Origin of the sequence: Isoptericola sp. S6320L (genome assembly GCF_023015685.1) — a bacterium.
Taxonomy (GTDB): domain Bacteria; phylum Actinomycetota; class Actinomycetes; order Actinomycetales; family Cellulomonadaceae; genus Isoptericola; species Isoptericola halotolerans_A.
Genome location: NZ_JALKAT010000001.1, coordinates 58,935 through 75,536 on the forward strand (window position 1 = coordinate 58,935; position 16,602 = coordinate 75,536).

Below are 16,602 nucleotides of genomic sequence, written 5' to 3' on the forward strand. Positions count from 1 at the left end.
GCAAGTCGGCACTTGCCTATCGTCGGGGCATGGCCGACGATCTCTTCAAGGCGCTGGCCGACCCGACCCGCCGCACGATCCTCGACGAGCTCGCCGAGAGATCAGGGCAGACGCTGTTCGAGATCTGCGGACGGCTCGCCGTGAAGCATCGGCTCACGATCTCGCGGCAGGCCGTCTCGCAGCACCTCGCGGTGCTCGAGGCCGCCGGGCTCGTCAGGAGCCGACGGGAGGGCCGCTACAAGTTCCACGACCTGGACACCGCGCCGCTGCGGCACATCGCTGCGCGGTGGCCTCTTCCCGACGAACCGGAGACCACCCCATGAAGATCCAGCTGACCAGCGTGTTCGTCGACGACCAGGCCACGGCGCACGCCTTCTACACCGACATCCTCGGCTTCCGGACCAAGCACGACGTCCCGCTGGGGGAGAGCGACCGGTGGCTGACCGTCGTGGCGCCCGACGACCCTGACGGCACCGAGCTGCTCCTGGAGCCCGCCGGACACCCGGCGGTCGCGCCCTACCGCGAGGCTCTCGTCGCGGACGGCATCCCGCTGGCCCAGTTCGCCGTCGACGACGTGCGCGCGGAGTGCGAGCGGCTGCGGGGCCTGGGCGTGCGGTTCACCCAGGAGCCGCTGACGATGGGACCGGTCACCACGGCCGTCTTCGACGACACCTGCGGCAACCTGGTCCAGATCGCCGGCCCGGCCTAGGGATCCGGCGAACGGACCAGCCGGTCAGAAGCTCTGCCGGGCGACGACGGCACGCTGGTGGCGCCGACGCAGGACGCGTGCGGTCGTGATCAGGGCGAGGCCGGCGACGAGCAGCGTCCAGGCCGCGACGACGTGGAAGGCGGCGGCGACACCGGTGGCGGCGAGGACGGGCGCGGTCTGGGCAACGGTGGAGTGGTACATGGCGAGCTCCTTCTGGGGGTTGTCTTCTTCGGTGTCCGGGCGCGGTCTACCGCGCCCGGTGGTCCTGCGGGCAGAAAAGACGGGGGAGTGGCGCCGCTCAGGCGACGGCGGTGACGTGGTTCCAGGTGGTCTGGCGGCGGCCGAGGAACAGCGCCGCGGCGTGGACGAACGCCCGCTGCAGCGCGAGGTCGTAGACGAGCTCGGGCAGCACGAGCGCCGCGAGGAGCCGTGCCCGGCGCCCGGCGCTCCAGACGGTCACCAGTCGCTCGACGGCGAACACCAGGCCGACGCCCGCCCAGAGCGGGGACAGCACGAAGGTTCCCGTGACGACCGTGACGACGGTGAGCAGGAGGAACGCCGTCATCATCAGCGTGCCGACGACGAGCATGACCTGCTGGCCGATGTAGCGGGCGGTCGTCCGGGTCACACCGTAGGCGGCCAGGTTGTCGAGCATGCCCTTGTACCAACGCACGCGCTGGCGGTGCAGGTCGCCGGCGGTCGGCATGAGCTCGGTGGTGCAGCTCATGGTGACGGGGGAGCGCAGCTCGTGGCCGAGGGTCCGCAGCGCGAGCGTCAGCTCCGAGTCCTCGGTGATCGCGTCGCGGTCGTACACGTCGCCGCGCCGGCCCGGCAGCGTGGTGCCGCGCGCGGCCGCGACCTCGTCGAGCGCGCTGCGGCGCACCAGCGCCGCGGTCCCGGTCAGCACCGCGGTACGGCCCGTAACGTCGACCTGGACGCCGTAGCGCGTGTACTCGTTGGCCTGGCAGCGCTGCAGGTAGCCGACCGGCGGGCGTCCGCGGAACACGCCGCCGACGGCGGCCACCCGCGGCTCCGCGGCGAGGACGGCGAGGCCCTCCTCGATGAACGTGGGCGCGATGGTCGTGTCGGCGTCGAGCACCATGACGACGTCCTCGCCGACCGTGCTGATCGCCTGGTTGAGCGCGCCGGCCTTGCGGGCGGTGTTGGCCACCGACTCCATGACCTCGGCGCCCGCCGCCCGCGCCACGGCGACGGTGGCGTCCGTGCTGTTGTCGGAGACGACGAGCACGCGGTCGGGCCGGCGGGTCTGGAGCCGCAGCGAGGCGATCGTGTCCGGCAGCGCGTCCTGCTCGTCGTGGGCGGGGATGATCACGACGACGCGCGGGCCGGTCTCGCCGACGGCGTGGTCCGGCTGAGCGAGGTGGCGCTGCGGGCGGTTCGACGAGGTGTTCACCGTGGGCTCCGAGGTCGACGTTGTGCGGTCGATACGAAGCCTCGGCGAGCGATCTCAGGCTGCCGTCGGGAAGTGCGCAGGTCAGCGCGTGTTCTCGCGCTGGATCGTCGCGGCTCGCTCAGTTGCTCAAGGCGCCGACGGCGTCGACGCCGGGGGACCTCAAGATGCGATCAGGGCGGCGTCGACCGACGTGCGGCTCGGGTGGCCCGTCAGCGCCCGACCGCCGCTCGGCGTTTCGGCTCTGACTGGATGAGGTGCGAGCTCGTGAGGTGCGAGCTCGCTGGCAGGCGACACCTCGCGAAGCCTGCCAGGCGGTGGGCGACGCCAACGCGGGGGCGAGCCGTTCTGGTGGTGCTCGGGACCTGTGGATGTCGGCAGAGGCCGCCGCGTCGGAGGTTCAGTGGACCGCCGATAATGCACATTATGTCATTTTGGGTGGAAGAAGCGGCCGACAGCGGCCGCCGGTCGCTCCCCCCGCAGCGTGTCAGTGCGTCGTCAGCTTCAGGCCCGCCACGCACGCGACGATGCCCAGGATGAGCACGATCCGGACGACGGTCACCGGCTCGGCGCCGGTCGCCATCGCGTAGCCGGCCGTCAACGACGCGCCGATGCCGACCCAGACGGCGTACGCCGTGCCGACCGGCAGCTCGCGCAGCGCGTACGCCAGGCCGGCCATGCTGGCCGTCAGGCTGACCGCGAACACGATGCTGGGCACGAGCCGCGAGAATCCCTCGGAGCGGCCGAGCGCCGTGGCCCACACGGCCTCCAGCATCCCCGAGACGACCAGGACGATCCATGACATGACACTCACTCCCCGATGCCGTCTTGTCGCGTTCCGGGTACGGCAACCCTCGTCCGGGAGCCGTGTCAGGCTCTGGACCCGATCATCGCACGGCTCGGCGGCCCGTCGACGGCGCGCCCGGCGAGCTGACTCACCATCCGGTCACCATCTGGCCACCGTGCGCGTCCCGGGCTACACTGAAACGGACATTCGGCTCAAACCATTGTGTATGCCACAACACAGTGGTTCCGTCCCGGTCAAGTCCTCCTCCCTGCCGTCACTGTCGGTGCCGGCGTCTACCCTGACGACGATGACGGTGCAGGTCACAAGCCTGCGCTCCCCCGGTCATCCCAGGCCGCCAGAGGTCGGACAGGAGGAACACGATGGTCGCGCCGCCCCGGCTCGAACGGCTCACCGTCGCCCAGGCGGCGGACCGCTACCTCGCGTCGGTGCGGGTCGAGACGGTCCGTGGCGTCCTCTCCCCCGCCACCGAACGCTCCTACGCGCGCGACGTGGCCGAGCTCGCCCGCCTCCTCGGCCCCGACCGCGTGCTCGACGACGTCACCGGCGACGACGTCGACGACGCTCTCGTGCGCTACCAGTCAGGCCCGGACGGGCGGTACACCGACCCCCGCCGCAAGGGCGCCCCCGGCCGCTCCACCGCCACCGTCAACCGCTTCCGCCAGTCCGTGACCCGGTTCTTCTCGTCGGCCGCCCGGCACTGCTGGGTGCAGGCCGACCCGATGCAGTGGGCCGCACCGCCCGCCAAGGTGCGCGAGCGGCTGCGTGTCGAACGGACCGCGCTCTCGGCCTCCGCCGCGCAGGCCCTCGTGACCACCGTCCAGGAGGCCGCCGACCACCCGGGCCCGGCTCGCACCGCCCGCGCCGACCAGGCGCTCGCGGCCCGGGACCGCCTCGTGGTCGCGCTGCTGATCGTCCTCGGGCCCCGCGTCTCCGAGCTCGCCCGCGCCGACGTCGCCGATCTCACCCGGGAACCGGACGAGACCCGCTGGCGCATCGTCGGCAAGGGCGGCTCGACCAGGACGGTGGCGCTGAGCCCTCCGCTGGCGACCGCCCTCGAGAGCTACCTGACGGGCCTGCGACCGCAGCTGGCCGCCCGCCGACCCGAGGACGCCGACGCCCAACGCGCGCTCCTGCTGTCGTGGCGGGGTCGTCGGCTCGACACCCAGGCGATCCGTGCCCTGCTGGCACGCGCCGTCGCGCGCATGCCCGAGGCCTACCGGCGCCCCGCCACCCCGCACGCGCTGCGCCACACCACCGCGACGCTCCTCGTCGCCGACGGGTGGGACGTCAAGGTGGTCGCCGAGCTCCTCGGCCACGCCTCGATCGCCACGACCGGCGCCTACCTCGACCGCATCGACGGCGAGCTCGCCGCAGCCATCCGCACCCACCCCCTCGCGGACTCCCTGCGGGACGCCTCACACGCCGTCGCGGCCGAATCACCAGGCGCGACGGCCTCGACGCCGCTAGCGTGAGGACGTGCCCAGCCCGCAGCAGCAGTCCCTCGCTCTCCCGGTCCACATCCAGGTCGACTGGCGACGCATCGGCAAGGCCGCCCGGCGTGCCGCGATCCTGGCCGCCGCCGTCCCGCTGACGGCCGGTGCCGCGGTCATGGTCACCGACAAGATCCGCGGCCAGCGGTACCCCCTCGACAGCAAGTTCCCGACCGCCGCACCGATGTCGACGGAGATCGACGGCACCACCGCGACGCTGTACACCTACGGTGACGACCTCTACGAGGCGATGCTCGAGGCGATCGACGGCGCCCGGCACACCGTCTTCCTCGAGACCTACATCTGGAAGGGCGACGACACCGGCGAGCGTTTCAAGCGGGCGATCTCCGAGGCCGCCGCGCGCGGCGTCGAGGTCTACGTCGTCTACGACGGCTTCGCCAACCTCGTCGTGCCCCAATCGTTCTTCCACTTCCCGCCGCAGGTCCACGTCCTGCGGTTCCCCGCCCTGCGCCCGGGCCTGCTCACGCTCGACGTGCGACGCTCCGGGCGGGACCACCGCAAGATCCTCGTCGTCGACGACGAGGTGGCGTTCGTGGGTGGTTACAACATCGGCGAGGAGTACGCCACCAAGTGGCGCGACACCCACATCCGGCTGGAGGGCCGGGCGGCGTGGGAGCTGCAGAACGCCTTCGTCGACTTCTGGAACCGCTGGCGCACCCACAAGCACCCGGTGCTGCAGGACAAGGGCGCCGAGCACTGGCAGCCCAGCCTCAGAGCGGCCCGCAACGCCCCCAGCGACCTCGTCTTTCCTATCCGGGGTCTCTACCTCGACGCGATCGACAGGGCGACGAGCCACATCTACATCACCCAGGCCTACTTCATCCCCGACCGCGACATCCTCAAGGCGCTGCTCGCCGCCGCCGCCCGCGGGGTGGACGTGCGCGTGCTCGTCCCCGAACGTTCCAACCACTCCCTGGCCGACTGGCTCGCCCGCGGCCGGTACACCAAGCTCCTGCGCGGCGGGGTGCGGATCATGCTGTACGAGGGGGCGATGGTCCACGCCAAGACGGCCACCATCGACGGCCGCTGGTCCACCGTGGGCACCGCGAACATCGACCGGCTCAGCCTCACCGGCAACTACGAGATCAACCTCGAGATCGTCGACGCCGGCGTGGCGAGCACGCTCGAGGAGGTGTTCCGCATGGACGAGAGCAACTCCCACGAGCTCACCTACGACGAGTGGCGGGAACGCTCGTTGCTGACGAAGGTCGCCGAGCGGGTGCTGGAGCCGCTCGAGCCGCTGCTCTGAGCCCGCCACGCCGGCTCGCGGGACGAGCGAGCCGGCGTCACACCTCGAAGGACTCCCCCGCGGCGAGGCGGCGGTACACGTGCTCGCCGCCGATGCGCCCGGTGTCCAGCCATCGCCGCGTCAGCTGGTGGCCCGTCTCGCTCAGCAGCGCGTCGTGCACCGGGACGACGGTGCGGGCGCTCGCGGCCAGGGTGACGTCGATGACCTCGGACAGCCGCAGCCACGGCCCGGACACGGGCAGGCACAGCACGTCCAGGGCGCCGGCGGGTACGTCGAACGAGTCCCCGGGGTGGTGGACCGTGGCACCGTCGAGCGCGACGGTGTACGTCCGGTTGGCGATCAGCGGCAGCCGCGGGTGGATCGGGGCGTGGTCGCCGCCGCCGACGAGCACCCAGGCGGCACCGAGCGCCAGCTCCTCGCCCGGTTCGGCCGCCTGCGCACGTTCGCCGGGCATCCCGGCGTCGCGCAGCGCCTCGACGACTCCGTCGGTGCCGCGCACCGTGAGCGTGGCGTCGCCCCGCAGTGCTTCCACGACGGCCTCGACGTCCAGGTGGTCCGGGTGCTCGTGGGTGATCAGCACCCCGCTGGCGCCCGCCAGCGCCCCGCGAGCATCAGCCAGCGTGCCGGGGTCGATCACGACGCGGGTCCCGGCGCCCGAGATGCTGACGCAGGCGTGCCCGTGGAACGTCAGGCGCACCGGTCAGCCGACGTGACGTGCCCGCCGGCGTGCGGCGAGCTCGTCCTCCCCGTGCGGTCCGTCGTCGCCCTCGTCCTCGAGCGACTCGGTCGGCATCTGGGACAGCGTGCCCTCGATCTCGCGCCAGACCCGGCCCACGGCGATGCCGAAGACGCCCTGGCCGCCCTGCACGAGGTCCACGACCTCGTCCGGCGAGGTGCACTCGTAGACGGACGCACCGTCGCTCATGAGCGTGATCTGGGCCAGGTCGTCGACGCCGCGCTCGCGCAGGTGGGTGACGGCGCTGCGGATCTGCTGCAGCGACACCCCCGTGTCGAGCAGCCGCTTGACGACCTTGAGCACCAGGACGTCGCGGAAGCTGTACAGCCGGTGCGTGCCGGAGCCGCTCGCCGGTCGGATCGACGGCTCGACCAGACCGGTGCGCGCCCAGTAGTCGAGCTGCCGATAGGTGATGCCCGCGACCCGGCAGGCCGTGGTCCCGCGGTACCCGGTGCCGCCGTCCTGCTCCGTGAGGTCCTCACCGAAGAGAAGTCCCTGGGCGCCGGTCGGCGCTGCGCTGACCTCGACGCTCGCCTCACCGCTGCTGTTCACTGTGCCTCCAAGATGTCGATTCCACGCTAGGACCGCCCCCGGGGGGCGTCAACGACGTTGCGCTCGAGACGTTCGGCGTGTCGCGGACCGGTGCTGAACCGTGACCTGTCGTGGCGACCGTGAACCGCTGGTAGAGGGTTCCTGGACACCATAACCCGCGACCTTCAGGCTGAACCTGAGGGTCAAGGTGGCGTGTCGTCGCCGAGATCGCTCGGCCCCTCGGGTGTGGTGAAGTCCTCGGCGGTGACGTGGTCGAGGAAGTTGCGGAACTTCTCGACCTCCTTCTGCTGGTCCAGGTCGACGACCTCGACGCCGGCGGCTGCCACCACCTCGGCCGAGCAGAGCACGGGGCTCTCGGTGCGGACCGCCAGGGCGATCGCGTCGGAAGCCCGCGAGTCGAGCCGGACGCCGGTGGACAGGACGAGCTCGGCGAAGAAGATCCCACCGTCGAGGGCGACGATCTCGACGCGGTCCAGGTCGACGCCCACGGCACCGAGCAGGTCTCGCAGGAGGTCGTGGGTCATGGGACGGGGCGTCGCCACGCCTGCTTGCGCCATGGCGATGGCGGAGGCTTCGCGGGCGCCGATCACGATGGGCACGGCAAGCTCGGCCGCGGTGTCGAACAGCAGGACCACGATCTCCTGGTCACGCTGCTGCTGCCGGACCCCGAGCACCTCGACCGGCACCATCGGTGCCTCCGCGTCGTCGCTCTCCACGCGTTCCACGGTATTACGGCACGGGTCCGCGCGCCCCCAGAGACGACGTGTCCGGCCGGTCGGGTTCAGCCGAGGGACGAGGTGCCCTCGCGGACCCAGGCGGCGTGCAGCCGGGCGACGAGGTCGCCGAGCTCTTCGGCCAGGCCGGCGGCGTGCGCGCGACCGTCCGCGGCCTGCTGGCTGCGGTAGGGCGCGACGACCTGGTCGACGAGGCCGACGTGGCGGTCGGCCGACGAGCGCAGCGGTCGTAGGTGCCGGGGCTCGATGCCGTGCTCGGCCAGCCGGGTGGCCAGGCGCACCACCTCGGGCGCTCCGGCGTCGAGGTATCCCGAGGAGGTGCGCAGCAGCCCCGCCGTGATGAGCGCCCGGACGAACTCGGGCGGTGTGCTCGTCGCGTCGCAGACCGACTCGACGGTCCAGCGGCGACGCGCGGCGTCGGTCGTCGCCCCGGCGTCCGCGGCGAGGCGCGGCGCCGGTCCGGGCGCGGGCTCGCCCGCGTCCATCGCGGCCAGCCGTTCCTTGATGACCTTCAGCGGCAGGTAGGAGTCGCGCTGCTCGGCGAGCACGAAGCGCAACCGTTCCACGTCCGCAGGGCTGTACTGGCGGTAGCCGGCCGGCGTGCGGACGGGTGTGATCAGCCCCTGCTCCTCGAGGAAGCGCAGCTTGGAGTGGGACACGGACGGGAAGTCGCCGCGCAGCTGGGCGAGGACGTCCGAGATCCGCATCGAGGCCTGCCGTGATATCCCGCGCGGCCAGGGCTCCTGGGCGTCGTCGGGCTCGGGGGCCGGCTCGACCCCGGCCCCGACGCTCACGGGACCGGCGCCTGGTGGTCCCGCGGCGCCTGCGGGCTCGCGTGGAAGGACATGCGGAACTTGCCGATCTGGACCTCGTCGCCCGTGGTGAGCGTCGCGGCGTCGATGCGGTCGCGGTTGACGTAGGTGCCGTTCAGCGACCCGATGTCACGGACCACGAACCGGTCGCCCTCCCGCACGAACTCGGCATGCTTGCGCGACACCGTCACGTCGTCGAGGAAGATGTCCGCCCGCTCGCTACGGCCGGCGACGGTCCGGTCGGAGTCGAGGAGGAACCGTTCGCCGACCGCGCCGGAGCCGTACTGCACCACCAGCAGGGCGGAGTGCCGGGGCAGCGCGGCCACGGCCGCAGCCTCCTCGGCGGTCAGGGGGATCCGGGGGGCCTGCTCCTCCGCGGGCGCGCCGAGCCGGCCGAGGTGGGCCGTGGTGTCAGCACCCGTCTCGTGCGGGAGTGCGCGGGGGTCCGTCATCAGTCCTCCTGGCTGGGTCGGGCGGTCCGACGTGCGCCGTCGTCCGTCAAACCTACCCTCTCACCGGTCGTGGCGGGAAGCCGCACGCGACGGCGTGCGCAGGTCATCCCTCTGGTCCCTGCGGTGTCGCGTACTGCGGCTCGGGAGGTTCGCGCACCGCCGTCACCTCGACCTCGTCGTGCTGTGTGATCGTGGCCTCGGCACCGGCCGTCCGCAGCGTCGCCAGGGCGCCGCCGGGGATCTCCAGGGCGGGGCTGAGCGTCGAGGGGTCGCCGATGACGGTCCACCGGTACGGCGAATCGAGCACCTGGTCGTCGACGACGATCCCCTCGTCGGTGTCGCGGAACCACGTCGAGGTCACCAGACGCACGCCGTCGAGCTCGACCACCTCGGCTCCCGCGTTGCGCAGCTCCTCGAGCACGTTGAACATCTTGGCGGCGTCCACGAGCCCGTCCGGGTCGCGGACGACGATCTCGACCCCGGGACCGACGGCGGGCAGCCGCCCGGACAGGATGCCCTCGGTGCCCGCGCGCTCCTGCGCGAGGTCGACCGCCGCCTGGGCCTGACCGGTGCCCGACTGCAGCTCGTCGCGTGTGCGCGACAGCTCGGCGACCTGGTCGGCGAGCTGCTCGGAGCGTTGCGTCACCTCGTCCAGGAGCCGGACGAGGTCGTCCTGCCGGGCGGACGACAGCGGGTCCTGGGCGGACTGCTGCACCTGGACGACGAGGGCGAAGCCGAGCGCAGCGCACAGCACGGCGGCGAGCAGCTGGGACCTGTTGGCCCGCGGGCGCATCGCACCGGCCAGCGCACGCCAGCCGCCGGCCGGTGGCGGCCCGTCCGGCGGGGCCACGTCCTCGCGGTCCGCCTGCGGCTCCGGCGGCACCACCGCGGACACCGCCGGGACCGATCCCGTCCCGGGGCCCGGCCAGGTCCCCGGCACGCTGCCGGCGGACGTCTCGCGCGGTGGGTCCCCACCGTCCGGGCCGACGATCGAGGCCACGGGCACCGACAGGTCGAGGGGGTCCAACGGCTCGTCCGACGGCCCGGCAGGCCCGTGGGCGTCGGCGTCGTCCGCGCGGTCCGGCTCGGCAGGCTCCGTCGCCTCGGAGCCCTCCTGCGCGCCCTCCGGTGTCGTGGCGTCGTCCGGGGTCGCAGGAGTGTCCTGCGACCCGTCGCGCTCGCGGTGCTCGTCGCTCATGCTCACGCCCTGAACAGGTGCCGTCGGATCGACGCGGCGTTCGAGAAGATCCGGATGCCGAGCACGACCACCACCGCCGTCGACAGCTGCGAACCGACACCCAGCTGGTCGCCGAGGAAGACGATGAACGCCGCCACGAGGACGTTCGACAGGAAGGACACGACGAACACCTTGTCGTCGAACAGCCCGTCGAGCTTGGCGCGCAGCCCCCCGAAGAGCGCGTCGAGCGCCGCCACGACGGCGATCGGCAGGTACGGCTGCAGCGCGACCGGCACCGTCGGGTGCAGGACGAGCCCTGCCACCACACCGATCACCAGACCGACCACGGCGATCATGGACTCTCCTCCTGGCTGTCTTCCACGCTGTCTTCCACGTCCGGCTCCCACGGTTCTGCGTACCGCAGACCCTGCCCACCCACGCTCGGCAGGTCGATCTCGTCCACGGGGTTCATGCTCGACCCGATACCCCACTCCGAAGAGAGGTACTGGGTGTACGCCGGAGCGCCGGTCCGAGCGTACGCGGCCTGCATGCCTTCCGGGTCACCGATGGCACGCACCACGTACGACGGGCCCGGCAGGGGTACCAGATCGACCAGGATCGCCTCGCCCGCGTGCCGGATCGCCGACAGCGACGTCAGCCGCTGGTCGCCCACGCTGATCGCCTCCGCACCCGACGCCCACAGCGCGTTGACCACCGTCTGCAGGTCCACCGCCTGCACCCGGGTGTCCGAGGGCGCGACGTCGCCGCCGAGGTCCGCGTCGCTGTCGCTCAGCGTCAGCTCCAGGCCCGGCCCGGACACCGCGGTCGTGCCCGTCACGACGCCGTCCAGCCGCAGCTGGTCCAGCAGACCTTGGTCCGCGGCCGACAGCGCCTCCGCCTGCAGCCGCTCGATCTCCTCGGTGAGCGCCACCGTCTGCGCACGCAGCGCTTCGGCCGACGCCTGACGCTCGGAGATCTCCTGCTCCAGCACCTCACGGGCCGACGGACCCTCCGACGGCGCACGCAGCTGCTGGGCGGCGGCGACCGTCATGAGCCCCAGCAGCACGGCGACGAGCAGGAGCAGCAACGGACCCGCCCCCCGCGACGGGACCTCGCCCTCCGCCCGGCGGCGCGCAGCCTCCGCGTACCCCGCGTCCAGGGGCTTCTCCATGACCTCGACCAGGAGCGTCATCGACGCGTCCGGCCGCCGGGCCGGCGGCACCCCGGTCATCCCCGACCCTCCGCACGGCCGCGCTCGCGCAGCACCAGCCGGCGCGTCTGCACCAGATAGTGCCAGCCGGCCAACCAGTACAGACCGATCCCCCACCAGGCGAACGCCCACCCCACCGCGTGGGAGACGGTGCCCACCACCCCCGGCGACTCCGCCAGCAGCAGCAGGGGGAACGCGTACAGCAGCGCGAAGGTCCCGGCCTTGCCCACCATGCTCACCGCCAGCGGGCCGTAGCCGTGACGAGCCAGGACCGGAGCGAGACAGGCCAGCAGCACGTCACGCAGCACCACCACGGCCAGCACCCACCAGGGCACCACGCCACGCCACAGCAGACCGACGAGCGTCACCAGGATGAACAACCGGTCCGCCGCAGGGTCCAGCACCTGGCCGAGCTTCGTCACCTGGTCGAGCCGGCGCGCGAGGTAACCGTCCAGCCAGTCGCTCGCGCCCGACACCGCCAGCACGACCAACGCCCAGACGTCCTCGCCGGACACGATCAGCACCGCGAACACCGGGACGAGCGCCAGGCGCACCATGCTCACGACGTTCGGCACCGTCCACACGGCCGCGTCGCCCTGCCCTGCCTGCACGATCACCGCCTGTGTCCACCGAGTCCCCTGCCGCGCACATCCTACGCAGGGCCGGGCAGATCCTGCCGCAGTGGGCAAACTCACCGGCCTCCGGCCCACCGCTCGGCGCTCGCGGCCCGTACGATGGGATCAATCCATTCGGAGTTCGTCGTCTTCCCGCGTGTTCGTAGGCCCTGGCAGATCAAGCAGACAGCCAGCCAGGTGCAGGTGTGTGTCCGGGACCGAGCGACCGCCGCGCCCCACGGCGTGGCAGGACTCCCCCCGCACCCGACGAAACGGTCACCCTTCGCCATGAGCACCCCTGACTCCACGCTGCCCACCGAGCCCCAGGTCACCTTCGCCGACCTCCACCTTCCCGCACCGCTGCAGAAGGCCGTGGACGACCTCGGCTTCACCACCCCCTCCCCCATCCAGGCCGAGGCGATCCCCGCCCTCCTGTCCGGCCGCGACATCACCGGTGTCGCCCAGACCGGCACCGGCAAGACCGCGGCCTTCGGCATCCCGCTGCTCGCCGCCCTCGACCCGGCCGCCGACGTCTCCCGCGGGCACGTCCAGGCCCTCGTCCTGGCCCCGACCCGCGAGCTCGCCATGCAGGTCGCCGACGCCGTCGAGAGCTTCGCCGCCCACCTGCCCGGCGTCCGGGTCCTGCCCGTCTACGGCGGTGCGCCCTACGTGCCCCAGCAGCGCGCCCTGCGCGACGGCGTCCAGGTCGTGGTCGGCACGCCCGGTCGCGTCATGGACCACCTCGAGCGCGGCTCGCTCCACCTCGACACCGTCAAGTTCCTCGTCCTCGACGAGGCCGACGAGATGCTCCGCATGGGCTTCGCCGAGGACGTCGAGAAGATCTTCGGCCAGGCCGCCACCGAGCGACAGGTCGCCCTGTTCTCCGCGACGATGCCGCCCGCCATCCGCGCCGTCGCCGACACCCACCTCAACAACCCGGTCCAGGTCGCCGTCTCGCGGCAGTCCAGCACCGTCACCGCCGTCGAGCAGACGTACGCCGTCGTGCCGTTCCGCCACAAGGTCGGTTCGCTCGTGCGCGTGCTCGCCACCTCCGAGGCCGACGCCACCATCGTCTTCACCCGCACCCGCGCCGCCGCGGAAGAGGTCGGGGTCGCGCTCGTCGAACGCGGCGTCTCCGCCGCCACCATCTCCGGCGACGTCGCCCAGAAGGAGCGCGAGAAGATCGTCGAGCGGCTGCGCAACGGCTCCCTCGACGTCCTCGTCGCCACCGACGTCGCGGCCCGCGGGCTCGACGTCGACCGCATCGGCCTCGTCGTCAACTTCGACATCCCCCGCGAGCCCGAGGCCTACGTCCACCGCGTCGGCCGCACCGGCCGCGCCGGACGCACCGGACGCGCCCTGTCGTTCGTCACCCCCCACGAGCGGGGCAAGCTCAAGCACATCGAGCGCACCATCCGGGCCAAGCTCACCGAGGTGGAGGTCCCCTCCCCCCGCGACGTGTCCGCACACCGCGCCCGCACCATCCTCGGGACCGTGCCCGCGCGGCTCGAGGCCGGCCGCCTCGAGCTGTACACCGAGCTCCTGAGCGAGCACCTCGCCCCCCGCGAGGACGGGACCGCGCCCGACGCCGCCCAGGTCGCGGCAGCGCTCCTGGCGCTCGCGGTCGGCGACGACGGCCCTGCCCACCGTGCTGCCCAGGAGGAGCACGAGAAGGAGCGCGCCGAGGTCAAGGGTGGCCGCACCCGCGAGACGCAGCGGGCCGAGCGCGGCGACCGCGACGGCGACCGGACGCACCGCCACCCGCGAGCGGACCGCGAAGGCCGCGGCATCCGCCGTCCGGCGGAGGGCACCCGCTACCGCATCGCCGTCGGGCACACCCACGGCGCCCAGCCGCGCGGCATCGTCGGTGCGCTGACCAACGAGGGCGGTCTGCGCGGTGGCGACATCGGCAAGATCGACATCTTCGGCAACTTCTCGCTGGTCGACATCACCAAGCCGCTGGACGACGCGACGATGAACCGCATCGGCCGCGCCAACGTCGCCGGCCGCCAGCTGCGGATCTCGGTCGACAAGGGCGCCCCGGAGCGTCGTGCGCCCCGCACGGAGCGCCGGCCCGCCCACGCCGCGCACTGAGCCGGGCGGCTCAGGGCCTGTCGGGGGCCTCGCCGAGCTGACGGGCCAACGCCTGCAGCCGGCGGGCCTCCGCCATCCCCCGCTCGCCGTCGGCCCGCTGGATCCCCATGACGGCCAGCGTGCCGCCGTCGGCGAGGTCCAGGGTCACCCAGGGGTCGTTCACCGTGAGCCGCACCGCGACGATCTCGGGCCACGCGACGCGGCGCCTGCTGATCACGTTGCGCACGGTGAGCCCGTCGGCGTCGGGTCGCGCGTGCACGCCGCCCAGGCGCCAGAGCAGCCACACCGCGAAGAGCGCGAAGGCCACGAACGTGACGCGCGTCCCCGGACCGAGCAGAACCCCCTGCGGGGCGAACAGGCCGACGACCACGCTCCCGCCGGCGGCGAAGATGCCGGTGACGACGACGGCGACGCGCGTCCACCACGGACGGAAGGTCCGGAACGGGTCCCGCGTGCCGTCGTCGTCCATGGCTTACAGGCGGCTGGCGTGGATACGGGTGACGAGGATGCCGCGGGCGCCGACGTCGTAGAGCGCGTCCATGACCTGGTTGGTCTCCGAGCGCCGCACCATCGACCGCACCGCGGCGGACTGACCGTTGTGCAGCGGTGACACGGTCGGCGACTCGAAACCCGGCGTGACGGCCACGGCGGCGTCGAGCAGCTCGGTCGGCACGTCGTAGTCCAGCAGCACGTACTCGCGGGCCGTGATGACGCCCTGCAGGCGTCGGGTGAGGATCTCGATCCCCGCCGGGACGTCGTCGCCCGACCGGCGGATCAGCACGGCCTCCGAGCGCAGGATCGGCTCCCCGAAGACCTCGAGCCCCGCGGCCCGCAGGGTGGTGCCGGTCTCCACGACGTCGGCGATCACGTCGGCGACCCCGAGCCGCACCGAGCTCTCCACGGCTCCGTCGAGGTGGACGATCGCCGCCGGCTCGACACCCTGGCGTGCCAGGTGGGTCCGCACGAGGGTGGTGTACGACGACGCGACGCGCTTGCCGGCGATCTGGGCGACGTCGTCGATCGTCCCGGCCGGGGCGGCGAACCGGAACGTCGACCCGGCGAAGCCGAGCGGCAGGTGCTCGACGGCGTCGGCGTCGGAGTCGAGCAACAGGTCACGGCCCGTGATGCCCACGTCCACGGTGCCGGCACCGACGTAGACGGCGACGTCCCGGGGGCGGAGGAAGAAGAACTCGACGCCGTTGTCGGCGTCGGTGAGCACGAGCTCGCGGGTGTCGCGGCGCTGCCGGTAGCCGGCCTCGCGCAGCATGTCGGTGGCGGGCGTGGAGAGCGAGCCCTTGTTCGGGACGGCGATGCGGAGCAACGGGTTACCTCGTTCGGTTCGAGCGGGACGGCGGTGGTACGGACCGGAGCGCGCGCTGCGGTCCGGCGTCGAGCGGGCGACACCGGACCGGGCGCTCACAGATGCGCGTACACGTCCTCCAGGGTGAGTCCCTTGGCGACCATCAGCACCTGCAGGTGGTACAGCAGCTGCGAGATCTCCTCGGCGGCGGCCTCGTCGGTCTCGTGCTCGGCGGCCATCCACACCTCGGCGGCCTCCTCCACGATCTTCTTGCCGATCGCATGGACGCCTGCGTCCAGCTGAGCCACGGTCCCCGACCCGGCGGGACGGGTCCGGGACTTCTCGGACAGCTCGGCGAACAGGGAGTCGAAGGTCTTCACCCCACCAGCCTAGACGGCGACCCCCGGTCGTCCGGGCTCTGTTCCGGTGCTCGGGACGGACGTCACAGCGTGTTGTACGCGCTTGGCACACTATTTTTATCGATGGCACAGATCGGTGACGCAGAAGGGATCGTCCGCCGGCCGGTTCCCGACGGCGCTCAGTGCGTGTGCCGGTTCGCCATCTCCCGCAGCACCTCGATCTCACCCGCGACGTCGTCCGCCCCGAACACCGCCGAGCCGGCGACGAAGACGTTCGCCCCGGCGTCGGCGGCCCGCTCGATCGTGTCCCGCGACACTCCCCCGTCGACCTGGATCTGCACGTCCAGGCCGGCCTCGCTGACCGCCTGCCGGGCGCGCCGGATCTTCGGCAGGGTCCCCTCGATGAAGGACTGTCCCCCGAAGCCGGGCTCCACCGTCATCACGAGGATCAGGTCCACCTCCGCCAGCAGGTCCAGGAAGGGCTCCACAGGGGTCGCAGGCCGCAGCGCGACCCCCGCCCGGGCACCTAGCCTGCGGAGCTCGCGTGCGAGCCGCACAGGAGCCTGGGCCGCCTCGGCGTGGAACGTCACCGACGCCGCACCCGCCTCGGCGTAGGCGGGTGCCCAGCGGTCGGGGTCGTCGATCATGAGGTGCCCGTCGAGCGGCACCGGCGAGACCTGCGCCAGCCGCTCGAAGACCGGCAGGCCGAGCGTCAGGTTCGGCACGAAGTGGTTGTCCATCACGTCGACGTGCGCGGAGTCCGCCGTCGAGATCGCCTGGAGGTCGCGCTCGAGGTTCGCGAAGTCGGCGGACAGGATGCTCGGGTTGATCAGGGCTGCCATGGCTCCCAGCCTAGAGGCGGCGAGGGATCGGC

21 protein-coding genes and 1 riboswitch are annotated in these 16,602 nt (G+C 72.5%); of the genes, 5 read left to right on the top strand and 16 right to left on the bottom strand.

Translation table 11 applies throughout. The features are described 5' to 3' along the window. Positions 1-29 precede the first annotated feature (29 nt). Both MWU57_RS00290 and MWU57_RS00295 read left to right on the top strand, forming a co-directional pair. The gene (locus MWU57_RS00290; RefSeq protein WP_106269244.1) at positions 30-323 is read left to right on the top strand and encodes a helix-turn-helix transcriptional regulator; all 294 of its coding nucleotides are present in this window, start codon (positions 30-32) and stop codon (positions 321-323) included. Beyond that, positions 320-709 carry a VOC family protein gene (locus MWU57_RS00295; protein ID WP_106269243.1) on the top strand — a complete coding sequence of 130 codons (390 nt, stop codon included), beginning with the start codon at positions 320-322 and terminating at the stop codon, positions 707-709. Before MWU57_RS00290 ends, MWU57_RS00295 begins: the two co-directional genes overlap by 4 nt. A 24-nt stretch (positions 710-733) precedes the next feature. Here MWU57_RS00295 and MWU57_RS00300 read toward each other — a convergent pair whose 3' ends face one another. From MWU57_RS00300 to MWU57_RS00310, 3 genes are all read right to left on the bottom strand, one after another. Next, a complete protein-coding gene (locus tag MWU57_RS00300; protein ID WP_165800032.1) occupies positions 734-910 on the bottom strand; it encodes a hypothetical protein in 177 nt (58 codons plus the stop codon). Positions 911-1,007: 97 nt separating this feature from the next. Then, positions 1,008-2,123 (bottom strand): glycosyltransferase, encoded by a 1,116-nt coding sequence (locus MWU57_RS00305; RefSeq protein WP_246906620.1) that lies wholly within the window; start codon positions 2,121-2,123, stop codon positions 1,008-1,010. A 484-nt stretch (positions 2,124-2,607) separates the two neighbouring features. Then, positions 2,608-2,925, bottom strand: a complete 318-nt coding sequence (locus MWU57_RS00310; protein WP_106269238.1) for a multidrug efflux SMR transporter — start codon at positions 2,923-2,925, stop codon at positions 2,608-2,610. Positions 2,926-2,937: 12 nt separating this feature from the next. Continuing rightward, a riboswitch (guanidine-III (ykkC-III) riboswitch) is annotated at positions 2,938-3,001 on the bottom strand. A 286-nt stretch (positions 3,002-3,287) separates the two neighbouring features. Here MWU57_RS00310 and MWU57_RS00315 point away from each other — a divergent pair. Together MWU57_RS00315 and MWU57_RS00320 are read left to right on the top strand one after the other, a co-directional pair. After that, positions 3,288-4,400, top strand: coding sequence for a tyrosine-type recombinase/integrase (locus MWU57_RS00315; protein WP_246906622.1), 1,113 nt, complete (start codon positions 3,288-3,290; stop codon positions 4,398-4,400). 4 nt (positions 4,401-4,404) lie between these two features. Next, a complete protein-coding gene (locus tag MWU57_RS00320) occupies positions 4,405-5,688 on the top strand; it encodes a phosphatidylserine/phosphatidylglycerophosphate/cardiolipin synthase family protein (RefSeq protein ID WP_243401072.1) in 1,284 nt (427 codons plus the stop codon). 37 nt (positions 5,689-5,725) lie between these two features. Here MWU57_RS00320 and MWU57_RS00325 read toward each other — a convergent pair whose 3' ends face one another. The 9 genes from MWU57_RS00325 to MWU57_RS00365 form a co-directional block, all read right to left on the bottom strand. Continuing rightward, positions 5,726-6,385: an MBL fold metallo-hydrolase gene (locus MWU57_RS00325; RefSeq protein WP_246906624.1), complete on the bottom strand. Its 660-nt coding sequence runs from the start codon at positions 6,383-6,385 to the stop codon at positions 5,726-5,728. A gap of 3 nt (positions 6,386-6,388) precedes the next feature. Then, on the bottom strand, positions 6,389-6,976 hold the full coding sequence (locus MWU57_RS00330) for a MerR family transcriptional regulator (protein ID WP_246906626.1): 588 nt from the start codon (positions 6,974-6,976) through the stop codon (positions 6,389-6,391). Positions 6,977-7,158: 182 nt separating this feature from the next. Further along, entirely contained in the window at positions 7,159-7,665 is a 507-nt protein-coding gene (locus tag MWU57_RS00335; protein ID WP_246906840.1) for a bifunctional nuclease family protein, read from the bottom strand. A gap of 92 nt (positions 7,666-7,757) precedes the next feature. After that, entirely contained in the window at positions 7,758-8,504 is a 747-nt protein-coding gene (locus MWU57_RS00340; protein WP_246906628.1) for a MerR family transcriptional regulator, read from the bottom strand. Continuing rightward, on the bottom strand, positions 8,501-8,974 hold the full coding sequence (locus tag MWU57_RS00345) for an FHA domain-containing protein (RefSeq protein ID WP_106269234.1): 474 nt from the start codon (positions 8,972-8,974) through the stop codon (positions 8,501-8,503). The genes MWU57_RS00340 and MWU57_RS00345 overlap by 4 nt, the downstream gene beginning before the upstream one ends. 103 nt (positions 8,975-9,077) lie before the next feature. Then, entirely contained in the window at positions 9,078-10,172 is a 1,095-nt protein-coding gene (locus tag MWU57_RS00350; RefSeq protein WP_246906631.1) for a DUF881 domain-containing protein, read from the bottom strand. A 2-nt stretch (positions 10,173-10,174) separates the two neighbouring features. Then, entirely contained in the window at positions 10,175-10,507 is a 333-nt protein-coding gene (locus tag MWU57_RS00355) for a small basic family protein (RefSeq protein WP_106269232.1), read from the bottom strand. Next, entirely contained in the window at positions 10,504-11,382 is an 879-nt protein-coding gene (locus MWU57_RS00360; RefSeq protein ID WP_246906634.1) for a DUF881 domain-containing protein, read from the bottom strand. The genes MWU57_RS00355 and MWU57_RS00360 overlap by 4 nt, the downstream gene beginning before the upstream one ends. After that, positions 11,379-11,972, bottom strand: a complete 594-nt coding sequence (locus tag MWU57_RS00365; RefSeq protein WP_106269298.1) for a CDP-alcohol phosphatidyltransferase family protein — start codon at positions 11,970-11,972, stop codon at positions 11,379-11,381. The genes MWU57_RS00360 and MWU57_RS00365 overlap by 4 nt, the downstream gene beginning before the upstream one ends. A 291-nt stretch (positions 11,973-12,263) precedes the next feature. Between MWU57_RS00365 and MWU57_RS00370 the strand changes: the two genes are divergently transcribed. Beyond that, complete coding sequence (locus MWU57_RS00370; RefSeq protein WP_106269230.1) at positions 12,264-14,069, top strand: DEAD/DEAH box helicase; 1,806 nt, start codon at positions 12,264-12,266, stop codon at positions 14,067-14,069. 10 nt (positions 14,070-14,079) lie between these two features. On the opposite strand, the gene MWU57_RS00375 is transcribed toward MWU57_RS00370, so the two are convergent. From MWU57_RS00375 to rpe, 4 genes are all read right to left on the bottom strand, one after another. Next, positions 14,080-14,538 carry a PH domain-containing protein gene (locus MWU57_RS00375; RefSeq protein ID WP_246906637.1) on the bottom strand — a complete coding sequence of 153 codons (459 nt, stop codon included), beginning with the start codon at positions 14,536-14,538 and terminating at the stop codon, positions 14,080-14,082. 3 nt (positions 14,539-14,541) lie between these two features. Further along, on the bottom strand, positions 14,542-15,390 hold the full coding sequence (hisG, locus tag MWU57_RS00380) for an ATP phosphoribosyltransferase (protein WP_106269228.1): 849 nt from the start codon (positions 15,388-15,390) through the stop codon (positions 14,542-14,544). 95 nt (positions 15,391-15,485) lie between these two features. Further along, a complete protein-coding gene (locus MWU57_RS00385; protein ID WP_106269227.1) occupies positions 15,486-15,749 on the bottom strand; it encodes a phosphoribosyl-ATP diphosphatase in 264 nt (87 codons plus the stop codon). Positions 15,750-15,907: 158 nt separating this feature from the next. Then, positions 15,908-16,570 carry a ribulose-phosphate 3-epimerase gene (gene rpe / locus MWU57_RS00390; protein ID WP_106269226.1) on the bottom strand — a complete coding sequence of 221 codons (663 nt, stop codon included), beginning with the start codon at positions 16,568-16,570 and terminating at the stop codon, positions 15,908-15,910. Positions 16,571-16,602 lie beyond the last annotated feature (32 nt).

Bases quoted from the DNA above. Each gene is read 5' to 3' on its own strand.
- MWU57_RS00290 (WP_106269244.1), top strand. From the start codon at position 30: ATGGCCGACGATCTCTTCAAGGCGCTGGCCGACCCGACCCGCCGCACG.
- MWU57_RS00375 (WP_246906637.1), bottom strand. From the start codon at position 14,538: ATGGACGACGACGGCACGCGGGACCCGTTCCGGACCTTCCGTCCGTGG.
- MWU57_RS00360 (WP_246906634.1), bottom strand. From the start codon at position 11,382: ATGACCGGGGTGCCGCCGGCCCGGCGGCCGGACGCGTCGATGACGCTC.
- MWU57_RS00315 (WP_246906622.1), top strand. From the start codon at position 3,288: ATGGTCGCGCCGCCCCGGCTCGAACGGCTCACCGTCGCCCAGGCGGCG.
- MWU57_RS00355 (WP_106269232.1), bottom strand. From the start codon at position 10,507: ATGATCGCCGTGGTCGGTCTGGTGATCGGTGTGGTGGCAGGGCTCGTC.
- rpe (WP_106269226.1), bottom strand. From the start codon at position 16,570: ATGGCAGCCCTGATCAACCCGAGCATCCTGTCCGCCGACTTCGCGAAC.
- MWU57_RS00335 (WP_246906840.1), bottom strand. From the start codon at position 7,665: ATGGTGCCGGTCGAGGTGCTCGGGGTCCGGCAGCAGCAGCGTGACCAG.
- MWU57_RS00300 (WP_165800032.1), bottom strand. From the start codon at position 910: ATGTACCACTCCACCGTTGCCCAGACCGCGCCCGTCCTCGCCGCCACC.
- MWU57_RS00345 (WP_106269234.1), bottom strand. From the start codon at position 8,974: ATGACGGACCCCCGCGCACTCCCGCACGAGACGGGTGCTGACACCACG.
- MWU57_RS00310 (WP_106269238.1), bottom strand. From the start codon at position 2,925: ATGTCATGGATCGTCCTGGTCGTCTCGGGGATGCTGGAGGCCGTGTGG.
- MWU57_RS00350 (WP_246906631.1), bottom strand. From the start codon at position 10,172: ATGAGCGACGAGCACCGCGAGCGCGACGGGTCGCAGGACACTCCTGCG.
- MWU57_RS00370 (WP_106269230.1), top strand. From the start codon at position 12,264: ATGAGCACCCCTGACTCCACGCTGCCCACCGAGCCCCAGGTCACCTTC.
- MWU57_RS00295 (WP_106269243.1), top strand. From the start codon at position 320: ATGAAGATCCAGCTGACCAGCGTGTTCGTCGACGACCAGGCCACGGCG.